At 59.6% G+C, this 20,169-nt stretch carries 17 protein-coding genes and 1 pseudogene; 12 read left to right on the top strand and 6 right to left on the bottom strand.

What is annotated here, in order from left to right:
- Positions 1–10 precede the first annotated feature (10 nt).
- The 8 genes from purF (at position 11) to I6G90_RS06925 (ending at position 7,643) form a co-directional block, all read left to right on the top strand.
- On the top strand, positions 11–1,531 hold the full coding sequence (gene purF, locus I6G90_RS06960; protein WP_058051778.1) for an amidophosphoribosyltransferase: 1,521 nt from the start codon (positions 11–13) through the stop codon (positions 1,529–1,531).
- A gap of 204 nt (positions 1,532–1,735) precedes the next feature.
- Positions 1,736–2,494: a tRNA isopentenyl-2-thiomethyl-A-37 hydroxylase MiaE gene (gene miaE, locus I6G90_RS06955; RefSeq protein WP_197930428.1), complete on the top strand. Its 759-nt coding sequence runs from the start codon at positions 1,736–1,738 to the stop codon at positions 2,492–2,494.
- Positions 2,495–2,792: 298 nt separating this feature from the next.
- A complete protein-coding gene (gene adk, locus I6G90_RS06950; protein ID WP_042657889.1) occupies positions 2,793–3,437 on the top strand; it encodes an adenylate kinase in 645 nt (214 codons plus the stop codon).
- A 98-nt stretch (positions 3,438–3,535) separates the two neighbouring features.
- Entirely contained in the window at positions 3,536–4,510 is a 975-nt protein-coding gene (gene hemH / locus I6G90_RS06945; RefSeq protein ID WP_075112403.1) for a ferrochelatase, read from the top strand.
- 34 nt (positions 4,511–4,544) lie between these two features.
- The gene (locus I6G90_RS06940; RefSeq protein WP_197930426.1) at positions 4,545–4,937 is read left to right on the top strand and encodes an MAPEG family protein; all 393 of its coding nucleotides are present in this window, start codon (positions 4,545–4,547) and stop codon (positions 4,935–4,937) included.
- 187 nt (positions 4,938–5,124) lie between these two features.
- Positions 5,125–6,429: an inosine/guanosine kinase gene (locus I6G90_RS06935; protein ID WP_058051782.1), complete on the top strand. Its 1,305-nt coding sequence runs from the start codon at positions 5,125–5,127 to the stop codon at positions 6,427–6,429.
- A 180-nt stretch (positions 6,430–6,609) separates the two neighbouring features.
- Positions 6,610–6,972 carry a DUF2750 domain-containing protein gene (locus I6G90_RS06930; RefSeq protein WP_005337077.1) on the top strand — a complete coding sequence of 121 codons (363 nt, stop codon included), beginning with the start codon at positions 6,610–6,612 and terminating at the stop codon, positions 6,970–6,972.
- Positions 6,973–7,148: 176 nt separating this feature from the next.
- Positions 7,149–7,643: a hypothetical protein gene (locus I6G90_RS06925; RefSeq protein WP_042063839.1), complete on the top strand. Its 495-nt coding sequence runs from the start codon at positions 7,149–7,151 to the stop codon at positions 7,641–7,643.
- Here the strand turns inward: I6G90_RS06925 and I6G90_RS06920 are convergent.
- Entirely contained in the window at positions 7,606–9,246 is a 1,641-nt protein-coding gene (locus tag I6G90_RS06920) for an EAL domain-containing protein (RefSeq protein ID WP_197930424.1), read from the bottom strand. The two genes, I6G90_RS06925 and I6G90_RS06920, sit on opposite strands and share 38 nt — an antisense overlap.
- A gap of 189 nt (positions 9,247–9,435) precedes the next feature.
- Here I6G90_RS06920 and glgC point away from each other — a divergent pair, with 189 nt between their 5' ends.
- The gene (gene glgC / locus I6G90_RS06915; RefSeq protein WP_042063835.1) at positions 9,436–10,710 is read left to right on the top strand and encodes a glucose-1-phosphate adenylyltransferase; all 1,275 of its coding nucleotides are present in this window, start codon (positions 9,436–9,438) and stop codon (positions 10,708–10,710) included.
- 84 nt (positions 10,711–10,794) lie between these two features.
- Here the strand turns inward: glgC and I6G90_RS06910 are convergent, their stop codons facing one another.
- On the bottom strand, positions 10,795–12,792 hold the full coding sequence (locus I6G90_RS06910; RefSeq protein WP_197930422.1) for a hypothetical protein: 1,998 nt from the start codon (positions 12,790–12,792) through the stop codon (positions 10,795–10,797).
- Between the two features lie 199 nt (positions 12,793–12,991).
- Positions 12,992–13,543, bottom strand: a complete 552-nt coding sequence (locus tag I6G90_RS06905; RefSeq protein WP_042062293.1) for a lipoprotein — start codon at positions 13,541–13,543, stop codon at positions 12,992–12,994.
- A gap of 295 nt (positions 13,544–13,838) precedes the next feature.
- Between I6G90_RS06905 and I6G90_RS06900 the strand changes: the two genes are divergently transcribed.
- Positions 13,839–14,558, top strand: coding sequence for a hypothetical protein (locus tag I6G90_RS06900; RefSeq protein ID WP_408628323.1), 720 nt, complete (start codon positions 13,839–13,841; stop codon positions 14,556–14,558).
- A 12-nt stretch (positions 14,559–14,570) separates the two neighbouring features.
- Here the strand turns inward: I6G90_RS06900 and I6G90_RS06895 are convergent, their stop codons facing one another.
- The 3 genes and pseudogenes from I6G90_RS06895 to I6G90_RS06880 all read right to left on the bottom strand — a co-directional run bounded on the left by I6G90_RS06895 (position 14,571) and on the right by I6G90_RS06880 (position 18,172).
- Positions 14,571–15,032, bottom strand: a complete 462-nt coding sequence (locus tag I6G90_RS06895; protein ID WP_124929286.1) for a DUF2919 domain-containing protein — start codon at positions 15,030–15,032, stop codon at positions 14,571–14,573.
- A gap of 148 nt (positions 15,033–15,180) precedes the next feature.
- Entirely contained in the window at positions 15,181–16,128 is a 948-nt protein-coding gene (corA, locus tag I6G90_RS06890; protein ID WP_005337059.1) for a magnesium/cobalt transporter CorA, read from the bottom strand.
- Positions 16,129–16,420: 292 nt separating this feature from the next.
- Positions 16,421–18,172, bottom strand: a pseudogene (locus I6G90_RS06880) (electron transfer flavoprotein-ubiquinone oxidoreductase).
- Between the two features lie 169 nt (positions 18,173–18,341).
- Between I6G90_RS06880 and I6G90_RS06875 the strand changes: the two are divergent.
- The gene (locus I6G90_RS06875) at positions 18,342–19,094 is read left to right on the top strand and encodes an electron transfer flavoprotein subunit beta/FixA family protein (protein WP_197930416.1); all 753 of its coding nucleotides are present in this window, start codon (positions 18,342–18,344) and stop codon (positions 19,092–19,094) included.
- Positions 19,091–20,017 (top strand): electron transfer flavoprotein subunit alpha/FixB family protein, encoded by a 927-nt coding sequence (locus I6G90_RS06870; protein ID WP_197930414.1) that lies wholly within the window; start codon positions 19,091–19,093, stop codon positions 20,015–20,017. The genes I6G90_RS06875 and I6G90_RS06870 overlap by 4 nt, the downstream gene beginning before the upstream one ends.
- Positions 20,018–20,169: the final 152 nt, after the last annotated feature.

Raw genomic sequence — 20,169 nt, 5'->3', positions numbered from 1 at the left:
TAGCAAAGACATGTGTGGTATTGTCGGTATAGTTGGCACCACCCCCGTCAATCAGGCCCTCTACGACGCCTTGACGGTGTTGCAGCACAGGGGACAGGATGCCGCCGGGATCGTGACCATTGAGAGTGGAAACTTCCGGCAACGCAAGGCCAATGGCCTGGTGAAGGACGTGTTTGAAGTGCGCCACATGCAGCGTCTGCAAGGGAACATCGGCATAGGTCATGTCAGATATCCCACCGCAGGCAGCTCAAGTGCCGCTGAAGCCCAACCTTTTTATGTGAACTCGCCCTACGGCATGGTGCTGGCCCATAACGGCAACCTCACCAACGCCAAGGAGCTCAAGGAGCAGCAGTTCAAGGTCGCCCGCCGCCACATCAACACCACCTCCGATTCGGAAGTGCTGCTGAACGTGCTGGCCCACGAGCTGGATCGCTGTGACAAGATGGCGCTGCGCCCCGAAGATATCTTCGCGGCGGTGCGCAGAACCCATCAGCAGATCCGCGGCGCCTATGCGGTGGTCTCGCTGGTGATTGGCCATGGCCTCATCGGCTTTCGTGATCCCAACGGCATTCGCCCGCTGATCCTCGGTCGTCGTCAGGACGAGCAGGGTCAAGTGGAGTACATGCTCGCCTCCGAGAGCGTGGCGCTCGACGCCATCGGTTTCGAGACGGTGCGGGATATTGCGCCGGGTGAAGCCATCTACATCACCGAGCAGGGCCAGCTTTTCTCCGAGCAGTGTGCGGAGAACCCGCAGATGAGCTCCTGCATCTTCGAATATGTCTACTTTGCTCGTCCCGATTCGTGCATCGACAAGGTCTCGGTCTACGCTGCCCGCCTCAACATGGGCCGCAAGCTGGGTCAGAAGATTGCTCGCGAATGGGAAGATCTCGACGTTGATGTGGTTATCCCCATCCCCGAGACCTCCTGTGACGTGGCGCTGGAGATCGCTCACACCCTCGACCTGCCATACCGTCAGGGCTTCGTGAAGAACCGCTACATCGGCCGTACCTTCATCATGCCGGGCCAGACCCAGCGTAAGAAGTCGGTGCGCCGCAAGCTCAACGCCATCGGCTCCGAGTTCAAGGGCAAGAAGGTGTTGCTGGTGGATGACAGCATAGTGCGCGGTACCACGTCCGAGCAGATCATCCAGATGGCCCGTGAAGCAGGGGCAGCCAAGGTCTACTTCGCTTCGGCTGCGCCGGAAATCCGCTTCCCCAACGTCTACGGTATCGACATGCCCACCGCCAACGAGCTGATCGCCCACGGCCGTGAAGTGGAAGAGGTGTGCAAGCTGATTGGTGCCGATGGCCTGATTTTCCAGGATCTGGAAGATCTGGAAGAAGCCGTGCGGGAGATCAACCCGGATCTGCGTCACTTTGAGACCTCGGTGTTCAATGGCCACTACGTCACCTCCGACGTGGATCAGTCCTATCTGGATCACCTCAACGCCCTGCGCAACGATGACACCAAAGCGGTGCGTGAATGGCAGGAAGGCACCAGCAATCTGGAAATTTTTAACGAAGGCAGTTAAACGTTTGCGGTTTTGCCGGATGGGATAGCGAGATGGGGGCCAGTGGCCCCCATTGTCGTTTCTGCCGCACACGGGCAGAAGGGGAGAGAGTATCTGTTTGAAAAATATCCGTTTATCGTGCCGGATATGGGCATGGCCAGCGGGATCCGCTAGCATAGGCGGCAACATATATGACCGATACGCTTTTAAGAGACGAGAGTTCAGATGGATGATCTGCTAGCCCCAGTGCGCCAGTTTTTGCAGTGCGAGACCCCGGAGGAGTGGGTAGAGATGGCGCGGGATCCGGCCCGTTTACCGACCCTGCTCATCGATCACGCCAACTGTGAGACCAAGGCCGCACTCACCGCCCACAGTCTGGTGCGCCGCTACTGCCTGCCCAAGGGCAAGCGCCATCTGCTGCCCAAGCTGGAGTTTTATCGCGAGCTGGATGCCATCCCGGAGAAGGCCGAGATCCTGGGCAAACGCAGCATGGGGGAGTCTGATCGCACCGTCTTTGCCGAGCTGGAACGCAATCCGCTGCTGTTTCCCATGGTGCGGCTCATTCAGGAGGAGCTGCATCACTTCGAGCAGGTGCTGGAGATCATGCAGGCCCGCGGCATCGAATATGGCCCGGTCACCGCTTCTCGCTATGCCCGGCAACTGATGCAGCATGTGCGCACCCATGAGCCTGCCACCATTGTCGACAAGATGATCATCGGTGCCTATATTGAGGCGCGCTCCTGCGAGCGTTTTGCCAAGCTGGCTCCCCATCTGGACGAGGAGCTGGGGCGCTTTTACGTCTCCCTGCTGCGCTCCGAGGCGCGCCACTATCAGGATTACCTCGCGCTGGCCGAGCAGTATGCGGGGGAGGACATCAGCGAGCGGGTTGCCTATTTTGGCAAGCTGGAAGCCGAGCTTATCTCCTCGCCAGACCCCCAGTTCCGGTTTCATAGCGGCCTCCCTGTCACATCTGACAGTTGTTGACGCACAGGGGGCAAACTACTATTGCCCTGTTCCTACTACGAGCGACAAGTAGTTACTTTTGAGCGCAATTCCCGGCCTTGAGCCGGGATTTTTTTATCCCCGTCGTCAGCTTGTTGTCAGCACTTCTGTTGAATTTTCACTCACTTTTCCCGTGCGCCTGCCAATTTGTATGGCGTCGTGCCGCCGTTTTTTATGGCGATAAAGTGGCCATTCAGGCGGCGCGAGCTTGTAGAAACGGGCGAAACCGTGTACTTTTTTGCCTTCGCAAGATTTGAATAACCAATCAATAGGAGCGTGTATGCGCATTGTTCTGTTGGGGGCTCCGGGCGCCGGCAAAGGTACTCAGGCTCAGTTCATCATGGAAAAACACGGTATTCCCCAGATCTCCACCGGCGACATGCTGCGTGCGGCGATCAAAGCGGGCACCGAGCTCGGTCTGAAAGCCAAAGCTGTGATGGACGCAGGTCAGCTGGTCTCTGACGACATCATCATCGGTCTGGTCAAAGAGCGCATCGCTCAGCCGGATTGCGCCAAAGGCTTCCTGTTGGACGGTTTCCCGCGCACCATTCCCCAGGCGCAAGCCATGAAGGACGCCGGTGTTGTGGTTGATTTCGTGCTGGAGTTTGCTGTGCCGGACGAAGAGATCGTCAAGCGCATGAGCGGCCGTCGCGTTCACTCCGGCTCCGGCCGTACCTACCACGTGGTGTTCAACCCGCCGAAAGTGGAAGGCAAGGATGACGTGACCGGTGAAGATCTGGTGATCCGCGCCGATGACGAAGAGACCACAGTACGCAAGCGTCTGGATGTATATCATCAGCAGACCGCGCCGCTGATCGGTTTCTACGGCAAAGAGGCGGAAGCGGGCCACACCCGTTACGTCAAGATCGACGGCACCCAGCCGGTTGATCAGGTCAGCAAGCAGCTTGCCACCATTCTGGGCTGATCTTTGCTGCCGGCACAGTTTCCCGTGCCATCAGATAAATAAAGAGAAGGGCCCTGCGGGGCCCTTTTTGCATAATGACAGATAGACAGGAAGCCAACGTGACCACGAAAACCGGAATATTGCTGGTCAATCTGGGTACCCCAGCCGCACCGACCACCGCTGCCGTCAAAGCGTTCCTCAGCCAGTTCCTGCACGATCCCCGTGTGGTGGACCTGCCCCGTTACCTCTGGTGCCCGCTGCTCCACTTCATCATCTTGCCGACGCGCTCGCCCAAAGTGGCCAAGCTCTATCAGCAGGTGTGGACCGAGCAGGGCTCGCCGCTGATGGTGATAAGCAAGCAGCAGCGCGCCGCGCTGGAGCAGGAGCTCAAGCGGGAAGGGGTCGAGGTGCCGGTGGAGCTGGCGATGACCTATGGTTCCCCGTCAGTGAATGATGGCTGGCAGGCGCTCAAGGCCAAAGGGGTCAACCGGGTGATCCTGTTGCCGCTCTATCCGCAATATTCGGTCAGTACCACCGCCTCGGTCTTCGATGCCTGGGGCAAGGCGATGAAGAAGGAGCGCAATCTGCCGGTGGTGCGGCTCATTCGTGATTATCACGCCCATCCCGAATACATTCAGGCGCTGGCCATGAGCGTGCGCCGTCACTGGGAGCAGCACGGCCAGGGTGATCACCTGCTGATGTCGTTCCACGGTATTCCCGAGCGCTATGAGAACGAAGGGGACCCCTATGGTCACCAGTGTCGCCACACCGCCACCCTGCTGGCCGAGGCGCTCGGGCTGGCGGCCGGGCAGTGGACGGCCAGTTTCCAGTCCCGCTTTGGCAAGGAGGAGTGGCTCAAACCCTACACCGACGTGACCATCGCCGGTATGCCGGCAGCGGGCATCAAGCGGCTCGATGTGATTTGTCCTGCCTTTGCCGCCGATTGCCTCGAAACCCTCGAGGAAATTCAGGTACAGAATCGGGAGATCTTCATGGAGGCCGGTGGCGAGCGGTTTGAATATATTGCGGCCCTCAACAGCGATCAGGCCCATATCCGGATGATGGTCTCGCTCATCTGCCGCGAACTGGCATGAGTGACCGGCAGTCAGTCAAACAAGGAGTCGAGTCATGGTACATATCACACTGATTTACGCAGGCCTGCTGGGGCTGCTGTTTCTGGGGCTCTCCTTCTGGGTGGTCAGACGCCGCGCCCAGTTCGGGGTGATGATAGGGCAGGGGGAAGCCCCCGAGCTGCTGGCGGCGATCCGGGCTCACGGCAATTTTGCCGAGTATGTGCCGCTGACCCTGCTGCTGATGGCGCTGTGCGAGCTATCCGGTGCCGGTGCGCTCTGGCTGCATGCCGGTGGCGCCATGCTGCTGGTTGGCCGCATCCTTCATGCCATCGGCATCCAGATCCCGAAAGCCCCCAATGTGCCCCGTTTTCTGGGTACCTTGCTGTTCTGGCTCGCCCTCGGACTCTTCTCGGTGCTGGCCCTGTTGCAGGGCGTTGCGGCACTCTGAACGCTGGCCGCGTTTTTGTACTTCAGAACCACCCCGGGCGGGGTGGTTTTTTTATGGTGAAAAGGCAAACGTTTTTCCTTGCAAGCCTTGTCTATACTGACTCCATTATTTAAACAGGGCGACTTTTCGGGACGGCGGATTGTGTTAAAATCCCGCCCCTCTTTCCCCCAGAGCACAGAACATTGCCATGAAATTTCCCGGTCAGCGCAAGTCCAAACACTACTTCCCTGTCGACAGACGCGATCCCCTGGTGCCGCAAAATCCCCTGTTAACCGAGCTGGGCAAAGCCTACGTGGTCGGGATTGATCAGACCCTGGTTGATATCGAAGCCCATGTGGATGAAGCGTTTCTGACCCGTTATGGTCTGAGCAAGGGGCACTCCGTCGTCATCAACGACGACGTGGCCGAACGCATTTATGACGAGCTCAAGACCAACAACATGGTGGTGAGCGAGTTTGCCGGTGGCACCATCGGCAACACGGTACACAACTACTCGGTGCTGGCCGATTCCCACTCCATCCTGCTGGGTGTAATGAGCCAGGACATTCGCATCGGCTGCTACGCCTACCGTTATCTGTGCAACACCTCTTCCCGCGTCAATCTGGACTATCTGCAGCCGGTGGATGGCCCTATCGGTCGTTGCTTCACCTTCATCACCGAGTGCGGTGAGCGCAGCTTCGGCATCAACGCCGGCAAGATGAATCAGCTGGATGTGCAGCACATTCCGGAGGATGTGATCAAGGGGGCCTCTGCACTGGTGATCACCGCCTATCTGGTCCGCGGTGACGATGGTGATCCGATGAAAGAGGCCGCGATGGCGGCCGTCCGTTATGCCCGCGAGGCCGGTATTCCCGTGGTGCTGACTCTGGGCACCCGTTTCGTCATCGATGAAAATCCCCAGTGGTGGCGCGACTTCATTGCCGAGAACGTGACCGTGCTGGCGATGAATGAAGACGAGGGTGAAGCCCTGACCGGCATCGCTGATCCGCTCGGTGCTGCCGACAAGGCGCTCGACTGGGCCGACATGGTGCTCTGTACCGCAGGCCCCATCGGTCTCTACATGGCGAGCTACACCGACGAGGATTACAAGCGCGAGACCACCCATACCTTGCTGCCTGGCGTGATCCCCGAGTTCAACATGTATGAGTTCAGCCGCCCGATGGCCCGCGCCAAGTGCCGCAAACCGGCCCGCATCTACTCCCACATCTCCCCGTACATGGGGGGCCCGGAGAAGATCAAGAACACCAACGGGGCAGGGGATGGCGCGCTCTCTGCCGTGCTGCACGACATGGTCGCCAATTCCTATCACCGGATGAATGTGCCCAACTCCGCCAAGCACACCTCCGAGTTCCTGACCTACTCCTCACTGGCCCAGGTGTGCAAATATGCCAACCGTGTCAGCTACGAGGTGCTGGCCCAGAGCAGCCCCCGTCTCTCCCGCGGTTTGCCGGAGAAAGAGGACAGCCTGGAAGAGGTTTACTGGGAGCGTTGATCTCCTGAATCTGCAAGGCGCCTCCATCGGGAGGCGTTTTTGCAGGCAAATGGGGGTTATCCCGGCTTTTTTCCAGTAATAACCCCAATATGCTTGAGTCCATGTCGCTTTTGCGACACCATTTGGCCATTGTATTGTCGCCCGACAATGCCGCAGCACCCGAAAGAAAGAGAGAATCCCATGAGCATGCTTAACGACAACCTTGACGCCAATTTCCAACTGTTTATCGAACAAGTCCGCGAGTCGGGTCAGGTGTGGGGTCTGCGCTATGGGGAAGACTGGGTCGTCTGCCGCTCCGCCGAATTTGAAGACGCCGACGTGATGCCGCTCTGGTCTGCCGAAGAGGACGCCCGTCTGCACTGCGTCGACGAGTGGGCCGATTACGAGCCGGAAGTGATCGATCTGGAAGAGTTTCTCGATATCTGGATCAACGATCTGGATGAAGATGATGTGCTGGTCGGCCCGAACTGGAACGCCGATCTGGAAGGTCAGGAGCTCGAACCCATCGAGCTGGCCAAGGCACTGGTTGAACTGGACGCCTGAAAGCGCCTCCATTGATGGCCTGAACGTACAGGCCATCAAGATAAAGACCGGTATTCGTTCAGGATACCGGTCTTTTTTATGGTCGAATATCCAGATTGATGAGTTAAAAGCCGATTTGCCTTTGCACCTGTCAGGGGGATGGTCCATCATCAACCTTTTGCCAAGGGAGGAGCGCCATGTTTGTATTCGACGTAACGGGAGCTGCGGGTGAGAAGGCCAGCATTCGGGTGCAGGCACTGGACTGGGCGCAAGCCGGGCCAGTGACCTTCCAGTGCGATGACGATCAGCTGGCGGTCGTGCTCCTGAGCGGTTGTCGTTGCGATGCGGTGGGCTTTTTCAATCTGCTGGCGGGCTGCAAACCGCTTTATATCGAGCAGTGGCTCAGCTATCTGCAAGAGAGTGGCCGCATTGGCAAATGGAGCCATCAGACCGAGAGTCCCGCCGATGGGGAATATCTGGCCAGAGCCGGTCTGGAGCACGATGAGCTCAATACCCTGCTTGGCCAGGTCTATCAGGTGGCGGGGTTCAATCGCCTGCAAATCAACCGTTATCTCAAGAATCGCCACAACCCCACCACCCTGGCGACCCGTTACGATCAGAAAGAGCTGGAACGCTATCGCCAGCTCAATGACATCATTCTGACCCTTTTGAAGCTGAAGCATCCTCAGTAAAGAGCCCCAGCTGGCTGATATCCGGTCGCAGCGGTTGCGGCCGGGCGATCAGATAGCCCTGCAAACCATCCACGTACATCCCCTGCAGCAGCTGTTTCTGGCCAAGCTGTTCCACCCCCTCTGCAATCACCTGACACCCCATCCGATGTGATACATCAACGATCATCCGCACGAACTGCTGGTTGGTCTGATCCTGCTCCAGCCCGGTGATCAGGGCGGGATCCAGCTTGATGTAGTCGGGCTTGAGCTCGCGAAACAGGGTAAAAGAGCCGATCCCCTTGCCGAAGTTGGCGATGGCCGAGCGGCTGCCGTTGCGGCGCAGCAGTTCAAACACCCGCTTGGCGCCGGTCAGGTTGCGCTCCAGATGCTCTTCATCCAGTTCGAACACCAGATTGGCGCTGGTATTGGGATCTTTAAGCAGCTGGCGGTCAAGCCAGATCAGGAAGGTGCTGTTTTGCAGCAGGTTAGGGGAGAGGTTGATCCCCCAGCGACTCTGGTTGGCACCAAAGGCCCGGTACTGGCGCATGATGTGGGTAATGACCAACTGCTCCAGCCGCATCACCATATCCAGCCGCTGGGCCATGGCAAACAGGGTGTCGGTGGGCAGGGCGGTGCCGTCGTTGCCGCTGAAGCGGGTGTAGATCTCGTTGTAGGCCAGCATGCTGCGGTGCAGCGGCTGGATCGGCTGGTAGGTAAAGCTGAGCCGCTCCTGCGCCAGCACTTCGGTCAGCACTTCGCGCCAGTGGTGTTGCCCCTGCAGATCGGAGACGTTGTCATCCTGCTGGATAGCCCAGCCGTTGATGGTTTCGGTCTGGGCGCGAGCCAGCGCCAGGTCCGCTCTGGCCAGCACAGCTTCGATTTTCTGGCCGCTGCTTAGCTTGGTCAGCCCCGAGTAACCGGTGCTCTCCAGCTCGTGCTGATCCTGATAGTGATCGAAGGCCACCTTCAAATCCTGCCCCAGCAGATGGGGAGGAATATTGGCCACCGGTTGCACCAGCACGGCGAAATCGGCACCCGAGATGCGATAGACCTGATTACCCGGGAAGCGGCTCACCACCCGCTTGATGAGGGCGGCCATGTCTTTGATATAGGCATCACCAGACTGGAAGCCGCGCTGGGCGTTGATCTTGCCAAGCTCGGTGGCGCGGATCAGCACCAGGGTGGCGGTCTGGGTGTCCTGATCCCGCTGCAGCAACTCGGTCATGTCGCGGCGAAAGGCGTGGCGGTTGAGTAGCTGGGTCAGCTCATCGGTGGTGGCCAGATTGCTGAGCTCGGTCAGCTGGCGATGGGCGCTCTGCTCGGCACTTTCGAACTGCTCCAGCAGTTGTTGCAGCACCTCGCGGGAGGCGGGCTCATCGAGCTGGGAGGGATCCCGGCTTCTGAGCGCCTTGACCCAGGTGAGCTCCTGATGCTGGAGCAGGCCATCCAGGGTACGAATGGCCAGCATCAGCAGCAGGATCATGCCAAGCAGTGTGGTGGCCACAATAATGGCCAGGGTGAGCGGTGTGCTCTGAAGGGCCAACCAAACTGCTTGCAGGAGCAGCAGGGGTATGGTCACTATGGTGTCGATGAGAAACAGGGAACGTCCGAGCTTGTGAACCATCTTGTCATCCTTGAAGTGGCTGCTTTATGGGGGAATTTTAACCAAGCTGGCGGAGCAAAGCATGCTATTCCTCGCAACTTGGTTAAAAGGGTCAATTGGGATCGGTTAAATGTGAGTGAAACCACTTTCACAGCTACCGAATCAGGCGAAGATGAGTTGAAAATAGATCAAACAAGGCAGAGGTAAATCATGTTGTTAGAGCCCGAAAATAGTGCCAAAGCACGACAATTACTGAACCAGAGTATGGCACTGGTGCTGGCAGGAGGGCGTGGCAGTCGCCTGAAACAGTTGACCGACAACCGTGCCAAGCCTGCCGTCCATTTCGGTGGTAAATTCCGGATCATTGATTTTGTGCTCTCCAACTGTATCAACTCGGGGATCCGCCGCGTTGGTGTAGTCACTCAATACAAATCCCACAGCCTGCTGCGTCACCTGCAATCGGGCTGGTCCTTCCTGCGTTACCAGATGAACGAATTCATCGACTTGCTCCCGGCCCAGCAACGGGTGGACGAGGTGCACTGGTATCGCGGCACCGCCGATGCCATCTATCAGAACGTCGATATCATCCGTGACTACGGCCCCAAATACATAGTGGTGCTGGCGGGGGATCACATCTACAAGATGGACTACGCCGCCATGCTGCTCGATCACGTGCGCCTCGGTGCCAAGGTGACAGTGGCCTGTATCGAGGTGCCAAGAGCCGAGGCATCCGCCTTCGGGGTGATGGACATCGACGAGCAGCGCAAGATCCGCGCCTTTGTGGAGAAACCGGCCAATCCGCCCGCCATGCCGGGTTGCGAGGATCGCTCGCTGGCCTCCATGGGGATCTACATCTTCGAGGCGGAGTACCTCTATCAACTGCTGGAGGAGGACATTCTCAATCAGGACTCCAAACACGACTTCGGCATGGATCTGATCCCCCGCATCGTGGAGGAGGGGCTGGCGTTTGCGCACCCCTTCAGCATGTCCTGTGTCGGCGCCCGCGAGGGGCAAAAACCCTACTGGCGTGACGTGGGTACCCTGGATTCCTTCTGGGAAGCGAACATGGATCTCGCCTCCGTGTTGCCCGAGCTCGATATCTACGATCAGAACTGGCCCATCTGGACCAGCCAGACCCTGACGCCACCGGCCAAGTTTGTGCAGGACCGCAATGGTCAGCACGGCATGACCATCAACTCCATGTTCTCGGGCGGCACCATCGTCAGCGGATCGTTCGTGCTCAACTCGGTGCTCTTTACCAATGTGCGGGTGCACTCCTTCTGCACCCTGGATCAGGCCATCATCTTCCCCGGGGTCGAGATCGGCGCCGGTTGCCGTCTGCGCCGGGTGGTGGTGGATAAAGGGTGTGTGCTGCCCGATGGGCTGGTGGTGGGCGAGAATGCCGACGAGGATAGCCGCCGCTTCTACCGCTCCGAGCAGGGGATCGTGCTGGTGACCAAGGAGATGCTGGACAAGCTGGTTTGAGGAAAGTCCTTGAAACTGTGTCAGACGCTGTAATGCAAAGGGAGCCAAATTGGCTCCCTTTTTCATCCGGGTGAATGGCGAAGATTACTCGCTAACCACCGCTTTGGCGGCCATCACCATGGCGGTGCCGTGCTTGCCACCGGCGGCGGTCACTTGCGGTACGCCATCTTCGTCTGTGTCGCTGCCGGCACCTTCGATGATGTTCTCGCCGGAGTCACCAATCCACTCGGCCATCTGCATGCCACCGTTGACGGTGCCACGGAACCAGCTGACGTACTGACCGGTCAGCTTGGCCAGCTCCAGCTCGGGCGCCTTCTCGGCACCTTCGTTGCGCAGGTTCAGCATGGCAGAGCGCAGGGCGCCGGAGATGGCAGCCTGGGTCCAGGGGGTGTATTCACCCTGTTTACCCGCCAGCCAGGTACCCGCCTTGGCATTGAAGTAGGCCTTGTCGGCGGCGATGAACAGCTCGCGGGCAGCGGTGCGGTACTTGGCATCGGAGGTAGCGAGGAACGCAGCGGTCAGACCACGGATGGCGGCGAACTGCGCATCGACAGACTGGCCAACATCGAGTTTGCCCCCCAGGGTGATGCCGTCATGCACCAGGCCATTCTTGCCCTTGAGGTTGGCAAGGATGAAATCGGCCTGTTTGCGGATAAGCTCAAGCGCTTGCTGACCCTGCTTGGTCTTGAGGTTCAGCTCGCCATTGTCACCGGCGGCGTAACCGACCGGCAATGCATCCTGAGCGCGCTGGAAGATCTGCAGGGCGACCAGTGCGTAAGCGGCGTCAAAGGTGGTGACGTGCTTGCCCTGTTTGCCTGCCTGCCAGCTGTCGACTAGGGTGCCTGTCTTGCCATCAAAGTGCAGGGCCGCCAGGTTCTTGAAGGTGAGGTTGGAGAGATTGATCGCCAGCGAGAAGGCATCGCTGCCTGCGACCGCTTTGCCCAGGTCATTGGCCTGGTTGGCAGCTGGCGCAGCGGCAAACGGTGCGCCGTCAAACACGGCGTGGAAGGCTGGGTTCTGGTTGGTGTTGGCGCTGCGCTGATCGCTGAAGGCATAGAACTCGGAGAGCGGCCACAGCATCATCCAGGCATCGCGCAGCTGGGCGGAGCCATCCACCACCTCCAGCTTGCCGATGGCACCGGCATCGTTGTTGCTGGTTTCGGTCACTTTCACCTGATGGGGGAAGTAGATGACGCCCTTGGCCGGATCGTACTGCGGGGTGATTTTGGCGCCCAGTTGCTTGCCATCGAAGCCGAGCTGGTTCTGCATGATGGCCAGCTTGTCGATGGATTGCTCGGTCAGCATCATGCCGTTGAAGCCGTCAGCGGCAGAGACGCCCAGCTTGTGCTTGCCATCCTGATCCATGGTGGCGGAGGCGGCTTCTACCTCTTCATCGGTCTCGGCCACGTGCATACCGCCGAGGAAGTCTTGCGACCACATCACCTCTTTGAGCAGGATGCCGCCCACGGCTGCGGGCACCAGCAGGTTGTCACTGCCGCTCCAGCGCAGGGTGCTGTAGTCACGGAAGTAGGCGGGCACCTGGGTCTTGACGGTCTTCTCGGTGCCTTTGGCGGTCTTGATGGTGATCTGGTCACCATTGACCGGAGTGGCGTTGACGGCCTGGGCAAATTCCGGATTGGCGGAGGCGTAGGGCAGGGAGAGGGGATACATGCCCTGCGGCACTTCATCGGCCGGGAAGCCAACCGCATCGGCCATGGCCAGCACCCGTTGTCCCAGAGAGGCCATGGTGCCACCACGGGCCAGGTTTTGTGGCCCGTTCACCAGGTGCGGGCCCATGCCGGATTGGTAGTTGAGGGCGTACATCGCCTCTTCGGAGTACTCGTAGGATTCGATGCCGGCGGCGAAGTCGAACGGGGTCGGCTCATCGGCACGGTTGGCATCCAGCACATCCAGATCCAGCCCCAGCGCTTCGGCCAGCGGCTCACCGGAGAGCTCGAATTCGGTATAGGCCAGCATGTTGGCGGCGGTGTTGAATGTCTTGTCTTCGACCTTGACGGCAGCGTGTGCGGCGCCGCTGATCAGTGCGCAGGCGATCGCCTGAACCAGTACGGTTTTTCTCATGTCCCTTCTCACCATTGGTTGGTTTTATTATTGACGCTTCTCATGACGAATCTAAATGAGAATGGTCTGCATTATGCTGTGTTGGAGGGGACTTGAGAAGTAAAAAACCGCCCCATTCGGCTGCACGTTAAACCGGATGTGCGTTGTCGAAGAGGGCGGTTATCTGTTTATTGCGATGAAAGTGCCAGTGCGGCGGTGATCAGAGCACCTTGAACGGGATGACCAGACGGCCCGGCTCTACCTTGAGGGCTTCAACCTTGTCCTTGATCCTGGCTTCGTTCTTGCGGCTGCTGTCGAGGCGGTAGACCGGGGTCTGCGACAGGAACAGAGAGAGCGACTGATTGAAGGTGGGCAGCAGCGGGGTGAGGGCGGCCCCGATATCGGCCGGCTCGGTCTTGACCGAGACCAGCTCAAGATCGCGCAGATAGATGGCGCCCTGATCGGCCACATAGTCCGGACGGGCGCTCAGGGCAAAGCGGATCTTCATCTGCTGGCTGCCAAGGGGGCTGCTCACCTGCAGGTCGCCAGCGGCGTCCAGCTCGATGCGATCTGCTTGTTTGCGGCCGATACGGCTCTGCATCTCATCCAGACGGATCTTGCTCGACATGATACCGGGGATCCCCAGCTGTTTTTCAAAAGAGACCTGATCTTTGAGGTACTGGTTGATTTCGGCCTCGCTGACGTTGTACTGGGTCAGGGAGCAGGCCCCCAGCAGCAGGGCAAGGGGGAGTAACAACAGCTGTTTCAACATGATGGATTCCGCTTGGGCAAATATGATGGCGCTATCTTACGCGATAACGGGCGTGGAATGAGAGCCTCATACCGTGGGAAATCACGGTCTTGCTGCATTCCCGGTTGTTTTTTGGCAACAGCCGGGTTCATCATCAACGAGTGAACAGAGTCGGGCCGATCGGTTGGCTGCAGGCGTTGGGCCACGTCTGAGCCGAGCAGCCTGAGCAGAGCACAAGAAGAGAACAGAGATCGAGGAGAGCGCAATGGTTCGGATGGGCAAGGTTGGCCGCAGGGTGCTGCTGTGGCTTGGCTGCATGATGGGGCTCTGGAGCCCGTCGCTGTGGGCCGAGGTGAAGGTGATCCCGGTCTTCGAGGCGCAGGCGGCGGTGCAGACCCTCAAGGAGATCTATCCCCAGCTGGGGGTAAGCGCCATGGGCAACCAGCTGGTGCTGAGCGGGACGCCAGCCCAGCTGCAGGAGGCTGAAGCCACGTTGGCGCAGATCAACCAGCCGCCGCAAAGCCTGCTTATCGAGTGGCGGGTGGATGGGGCTGCCAGCGGTCAGCAACTGGGGGGCTCAATCAGTCGCGACGAGGCCAAGCGGCAGTGGCTGCTCGATGGCAACGCCCAACAGTACCAGCGCAGCCAGAACGACAGCTGGCAGGTGCGCGGACTTTCGGGTCGCCCCGTGTTGCTGCAGATGGGCTCCTATCAGCCGGTGACCTTCTATCAGTGGAACGGGGGCGCCGTGGTGGGGATGATGCCGCTGGTGAATGGCCTTTATGCCACGGCCACCTTGATTGGTGATCGGGTGCAGATTGCGCTGAGCAGCGAACAGGCGAGGCTGGAGCAGGGCACCATCAATCGTGGGCAGAGTGCCACCGAAGTGAGCGGGGCTCCGGGCCAGTGGTTGACGGTGGGGGAGCTCTCGACCAGCTCTGCGGATCAGGGGAGCAGCCTCGGTACCCAGCTACAGGGAGGGCGAGGCAGTCAAAGCGAGCACCAGACCCTGCAGATCCGGGTTACTCGTCAATAGGTGTCAGCCCCGTCAGTGGGGCTGGTCTGCGGCATATTCCCGTAGCTGGCGGCTGCGCAGCAGATACCAGAGGGACCAGAGGCTGGCGACCAGCACCAGCGCGGTGGGCCAGCTGAACGACCACTTCTGCAGATTGAGGCTGTGCAGTTGCATCAGCAGGCCGCTGACGGCAGAGCAGAGCAGCAGCAGCGGGCTGTGGCGCCGGAGTCTGGCGCGAATGCTTTGGGTCTGCTGATAGGTGCCCCCGCAGGCGAGCAACGCCAGGATGGCGGGCACGTCGGTCAGCAGGCTGATGTAGAGGGTGATCTTGTCCGGATAGAAGAGAGTCAGGATCTCGCTGCCGCTCTCGCGGGTGACGCCAGCCATCAGAAACAGCCAGACCGAGCGGGTCAGCAACAGGGCGATGGGCCAGAACCAGAGGGGCGGGCGCAACTGGCCGTGATCGTCATATCGGTGTTCAGGGTAGAGGGTCATGGTTGCCCGTTAGCCACTTGAATGGAGTGATGGAAGGGATATGGGGCGACGAAACGCCCTTTGCAAGGCGTTGGGATCAGCGCAAATTAATCGGGGGGCCATGCCCCCCAATCCATGTCTTCAGATATCGCAGTGCGCGTCGGCGGCGTTACAGCCAGCCTTTGCGCTTGAAGAAGAGCCCGGTGCCCAGCGATGACATAACCATCAGCACCAGCGACATGGGATAACCATACTCCCAGGCGAGCTCCGGCATGCGGCCGAAGTTCATGCCGTAGATACTGGCGATCAGGGTCGGCGGCAGGAAGATCACGGCAGCAACCGAGAAGATCTTGATCACCTTGTTCTGCTCCAGATTGGTCACCCCCATGGAGGCCTCCAGCTGGAAGTTGATCTTGTCGAACAGGAACTGGGTGTGAGGCAAGAGAGATTCCACGTCGTGCAGCATCTCGTCGATCCACTTGTTCTGCTCCAGGCTCATGCGCTGGCGCAGGCTGCGTTTGAGGAAACGCAGGGCGCGACGGGTATCGTGCAGGGAGAGACGGATCTGGCCGTTGGCCTCTTCCTGAGCCATCAACTCCTTGAGCATGGGGTTGATCTGATCCGGCTCGAAGATCTGATCGGCGGTGTTTTCCAAGGTCTTGTAACCATCTTCGATAAGGTCGGAGAGGTACTCCACCTTGAGGTTTTGCACCTCCAGCAGGATATCGAGGGCATCCTCTACCTCCAGTCGATCCTGGCGCATATAGTGACGCAGCAGGCGTACCAGCCCGATGTCATCTTCACGAATGCTGATCAGCAGGTTGTTGCGCAGGGTAAAGGAGACGTGGACACCCTTGGTGTCACGACCGATCCGCTGGGGAAACAGGGAGTGAATGTGCAGACCATCGGTATCCCAGTAGAAACGGGCGGATGCTTCGATGTCGTCGAGCTCTTCCTTGTCGGGAACCTCTTCCAGGAACAGGCCCGTCAACCATTCTCGCTCTGCCGTGTCCGGCTTGTAGGCATCCAGCCAGACCGTGTTGTCAGGTACTATGTCGTCAGGCCCGAGCGTGACTATGTCCAGCACCTTGTTATTGAGAATGTAGGCGGTGATCATCTGTCCCCCCTTAAAAAGTCATGGGTAATCAGGGATGGTTGCACAGGTCATGCGGCCTTAGATCGCTGAAGAAGGCGATCCCGTGGATAAGCAGATCGGGCCGATGGAAAACCTGAATGCGGCGAACTATACAGGGGCGGGCCGCGCTTGTCAGGGGCTATTCATCAGGGATCCAGCCTGTTTGTTCAAAAAAACAGCGAGGTCGGATCACCTGAGCGGCCGTGCGGGGTAGAACCCGCCTTTGGCGGGGGGAGGGGTAGCTGGGGCTGCCTGTTGCTATCGCCCCGCGTCATCACATATTGGGATAGTTGGGTCCGGAGCCCCCTTGTGGCGGTGTCCATATGATGTTTTGGGGCTGAGTATCTTTGATGTCACCGCATCTTGGTATCGCTGCACTTCATCACATATTGGGATAGTTGGGCCCCGAGCCTCCCTGTGGCGGTGTCCATATGATGTTTTGACTGGGATCTTTAATGTCACAGGTCTTGCAGTGAATGCAGTTGGCGGCGTTGATCTGCAGTTTGGCGGCGCCTTCCGTTTCCAGTACTTCAAACACTCCTGCCGGGCAGTAGCGTTGGGCAGGTTCGGCCCAGGTGGGTAGATTGACCTCGACCGGAATGCGCTCGTCCTGCAGCTTGAGGTGGCAGGGCTGATCCTCGTCGTGACTGGTGTTGGCCAGATACACAGACGAAAGCTTGTCAAAGCTCAGCTTGCCATCGGCTTTGGGATAATGGATCGGCTCGCAGCGGCTGGCCATGCGCAGCTGGCGGTAATCGGGAGCCTTATCGAGCAGTTTGAAGGGCGAGTTTGTGCCAAGCAGCCGCTGCTCCAGCCAGTTGAAGGCACCGCCCAACCGGGGACCATAGCGGTGAAGAGCCGCGCCGAAGTTGCGCGCCGCCTTGAGCTCGCGGGCCAGCCAGCTCTGTTGCAGCTCGTCGCCATATTGGGCCAGATCCCGTCCCCCCTCATCGCCCCCCCGCAGTGCCATCGCGACGGTTTTTGCCGCCAGCATCCCCGATTTCATGGCGGTGTGGATCCCCTTGATGCGGGAAAAGTCGAGGGTGCCCGCATCACAACCGATCAGTAGCCCTCCGGGGAAGTGCATGCGGGGCAGGGCGTGCCAGCCCCCCTTGGTGATGGCGCGGGCGCCGTAGCTGATGCGCTCCCCCCCTTGCAGCTGGTCGGCGATAAGCGGGTGATGCTTGAGGCGCTGGAATTCATCGAACGGGCTGAGCCAGGGATTCTGGTAGTTGAGATCGACAATCAGTCCGACCGCCACCAGATCCCCCTCCATGTGATAGAGATAGAAACCGCCGTGGCTATTGCCGCCCCCCTGCTTGCCGAGGGGCCAGCCACTGCCGTGCAGCACCTGCCCCGCTTTGCCTTTACCTGCTGGCAGTTGCCATAGCTCTTTGAAGCCGATGGCGTAGTGTTGGGGTTGGGCGGGGTTTTCCAGATTGAAGTTGGCGATCAGCTGCTTGCCAAGATGGCCGCGAGCCCCTTCGGCAAAGAGGGTGTAGCGGCCATAGAGTGCCATGCCGGGCACATGATCCGGTTTTGGATTGCCAGCCCGATCCAGCCCCAGATCGCCGGTGATGACCCCCTTGACCCGGCCTGCCTCCATGATAAGTTCGCTGGCGGTAAACCCCGGGTATATTTCGACTCCCAGTTTTTCCGCCTGTTGGCCAAGCCAGCGGCAGAGATTGCCTAGGCTGACGATGTGACAGCCCTCATTGTGCATCCGGGGTGGCACCGCCCAGGCGGGGAGTTGCAGGGAGCGTTGCTCGCTTTGCAGCAGATGAACCTGATCGTCGCTGACCGGCACGCCGAGCGGCGCTTGCTGCCAGCCATCCGGCAGCAGCTCTTGCAAGGCGACGGGATCAAACAGGGCGCCGGAGAGCAGATGGGCGCCAATTTCCGCCCCTTTCTCCAGCAGACAGACAGAGAGAGTGGCATCCTGCTGTTTCAGGGCGATGGCTGCACTGAGCCCCGCCGGACCGCCGCCGACGATGACGACATCAAATTCCATTGCTTCCCGTTCCATCTTGCCTCTGCGCTCTGGTTGGCCTAGGGTAATGATGGTAGTTTACGTAAACGTAAAGCAGTTGTAAGCAAAACTGAGCAAGAAAAAGCAAAAAATCAGGGAAGAGCGTACTGCAACAAACGCAGAGGCACACTAATGAATTCAATCCAAAGAGACGAGGCATGACCCCATGAAGCTGCTGGTCGCAATCAAACGCGTAGTCGACTACAACGTCAAGATCCGGGTGAAGGGAGACGGCTCCGACGTGGAGCTGGCCAATGTGAAGATGGGGATCAACCCCTTTTGTGAAATTGCGGTGGAGGAGGGGGTCAGGCTGCGGGAAGTGGGTATCGCCAGCGAGCTGGTGGTGGTGACCTTCGGCCCTGACGCTGCCGCCGAGCAACTGCGCCATGGGCTGGCGTTGGGGGCGGATCGGGCGCTGCATTATGTCACCGATGAGACGCTCACCCCGCTGACTGTCGCCCGCGCCTTGCACAAGGTGTGTGAGCAGGAGCAGCCGGATCTGGTGCTGCTCGGCAAGCAGTCCATCGATTCAGACAACAATCAGGTGGCCCAGATGCTGGCTGCTCTCAATGATTGGCCGCTGGCGACCTGCGCGTCCGCCCTTAAGGTGGAAGCGGGAGAGCTGCTGGTGACTCGCGAAATCGACGGTGGCCTCGAGACCCTGGGCATGCCGTTGCCTGCGGTGGTAAGCGCCGATCTGCGTTTGAATGAACCGCGCTTTGCTTCGTTGCCCAACATCATGAAGGCCAAGCGCAAGCCGCTTGATAGCGCCCCGTTCTCGACACTCGCCGTTGAGGTGGCCAATCAGACCCGCTTGCTCGGGGTGATGGCGCCGCCAGCCCGCAGCGCCGGCATCATGGTGGGCTCGGTGGACGAGCTGGTGGACAAACTCAAACACGAAGCGAAGGTGCTGCCATGAGCGTGCTGATCATTGCCGAACATCATCAAGGCCATCTGGCCGACAACGTGGCACAACTGGTGACCGCAGCCGGCTCCATCGGCGGTCAGGTCGATCTGCTGTTGCTCGGGCAGGGGCTGACCGAGGCGGGTGAACAGGCGGCAGCTCTCGGCGGTGTCGACAAGGTTCTGCTTGCCGAACATCCCCTGCTGGCCGACGGGCTGCTGGATGGGGTCGACAAGCTGCTGGCCAGCTGGTGTCAGGGTTACAGCCACTGCCTGATGGCGGCGAGTACCATGGGCAAGGCGCTGCTGCCACAGGTGGCGGCCCGGCTCGGGGTGGAGATGCTCTCCGAGGTGACGGCTATCGAGAGCAGTGACATCTTCCTGCGCCCCATCTATGCGGGCAATGCCATTGCCAGAGTGGTGAGCTCGGCGCCCGTCAAAGTGATGACGGTGCGGGCTCCCGCGTTTGCCAAGGCGGCGACGGGTGGACAGGCTCTCATCGAGCGCCTGGCCGTGCCCGAATTTGCTGGTCGTACCCGGCTGGTCGAGCGCCGTGCGGTGCGCTCCAGCAGACCAGATTTGACCACCGCCCGGGTAGTGGTCTCCGGTGGTCGGGCACTGGGCTCCAAGGCGCAATTTGCCCTGATTGAGGCGCTGGCCGACAAGCTGGGTGGGGCGGTGGGGGCATCGCGAGCCGCCGTTGATGCGGGATATGTCGCCAACGATCTGCAAGTGGGGCAGACCGGCAAGGTGGTGGCGCCTGAGCTCTATATCGCGGTCGGTATTTCGGGTGCCATCCAGCATCTGGCGGGGATGAAGGAGTCGAAGGTGATTGTGGCCATCAACAAGGACAGCGAAGCCCCCATCTTTCAGGTAGCGGACTACGGGCTGGTGGGGGATCTCTTCACCCTGCTGCCGGAGCTCACCGCCAAACTGTAAATTTGTCAGAAATGGCTGAGCTGTGGTCGTTTATGCGCGCTGCCCGCCATTTCTGTGCATGTTCCCTGCAAGCCCTGACCCGTTCAGGGCTTTTTCTGCTGCAAGGGGTATGCAGAGTGACGGTAAAAGGTTGAGCCAGCTCCCAAAAAGCC

This window comes from Aeromonas allosaccharophila, assembly GCF_016026615.1.
In the GTDB taxonomy this organism is placed as follows: Bacteria; Pseudomonadota; Gammaproteobacteria; order Enterobacterales; family Aeromonadaceae; genus Aeromonas; species Aeromonas allosaccharophila.
The sequence above is the reverse complement of the archived record's forward strand: the minus strand, read 5'-3'. Positions and strand labels throughout refer to the sequence as shown.

Excerpts from the sequence above, each read along its gene's own strand:
- purF (WP_058051778.1), top strand. The coding sequence starts at position 11 with ATGTGTGGTATTGTCGGTATAGTTGGCACCACCCCCGTCAATCAGGCC.
- miaE (WP_197930428.1), top strand. The coding sequence starts at position 1,736 with ATGGATGATCTGCTAGCCCCAGTGCGCCAGTTTTTGCAGTGCGAGACC.
- adk (WP_042657889.1), top strand. The coding sequence starts at position 2,793 with ATGCGCATTGTTCTGTTGGGGGCTCCGGGCGCCGGCAAAGGTACTCAG.
- I6G90_RS06940 (WP_197930426.1), top strand. The coding sequence starts at position 4,545 with ATGGTACATATCACACTGATTTACGCAGGCCTGCTGGGGCTGCTGTTT.
- I6G90_RS06935 (WP_058051782.1), top strand. The coding sequence starts at position 5,125 with ATGAAATTTCCCGGTCAGCGCAAGTCCAAACACTACTTCCCTGTCGAC.
- I6G90_RS06930 (WP_005337077.1), top strand. The coding sequence starts at position 6,610 with ATGAGCATGCTTAACGACAACCTTGACGCCAATTTCCAACTGTTTATC.
- I6G90_RS06925 (WP_042063839.1), top strand. The coding sequence starts at position 7,149 with ATGTTTGTATTCGACGTAACGGGAGCTGCGGGTGAGAAGGCCAGCATT.
- I6G90_RS06920 (WP_197930424.1), bottom strand. The coding sequence starts at position 9,246 with ATGGTTCACAAGCTCGGACGTTCCCTGTTTCTCATCGACACCATAGTG.
- glgC (WP_042063835.1), top strand. The coding sequence starts at position 9,436 with ATGTTGTTAGAGCCCGAAAATAGTGCCAAAGCACGACAATTACTGAAC.
- I6G90_RS06910 (WP_197930422.1), bottom strand. The coding sequence starts at position 12,792 with ATGAGAAAAACCGTACTGGTTCAGGCGATCGCCTGCGCACTGATCAGC.
- I6G90_RS06905 (WP_042062293.1), bottom strand. The coding sequence starts at position 13,543 with ATGTTGAAACAGCTGTTGTTACTCCCCCTTGCCCTGCTGCTGGGGGCC.
- I6G90_RS06900 (WP_408628323.1), top strand. The coding sequence starts at position 13,839 with ATGATGGGGCTCTGGAGCCCGTCGCTGTGGGCCGAGGTGAAGGTGATC.
- I6G90_RS06895 (WP_124929286.1), bottom strand. The coding sequence starts at position 15,032 with ATGACCCTCTACCCTGAACACCGATATGACGATCACGGCCAGTTGCGC.
- corA (WP_005337059.1), bottom strand. The coding sequence starts at position 16,128 with ATGATCACCGCCTACATTCTCAATAACAAGGTGCTGGACATAGTCACG.
- I6G90_RS06875 (WP_197930416.1), top strand. The coding sequence starts at position 18,342 with ATGAAGCTGCTGGTCGCAATCAAACGCGTAGTCGACTACAACGTCAAG.
- I6G90_RS06870 (WP_197930414.1), top strand. The coding sequence starts at position 19,091 with ATGAGCGTGCTGATCATTGCCGAACATCATCAAGGCCATCTGGCCGAC.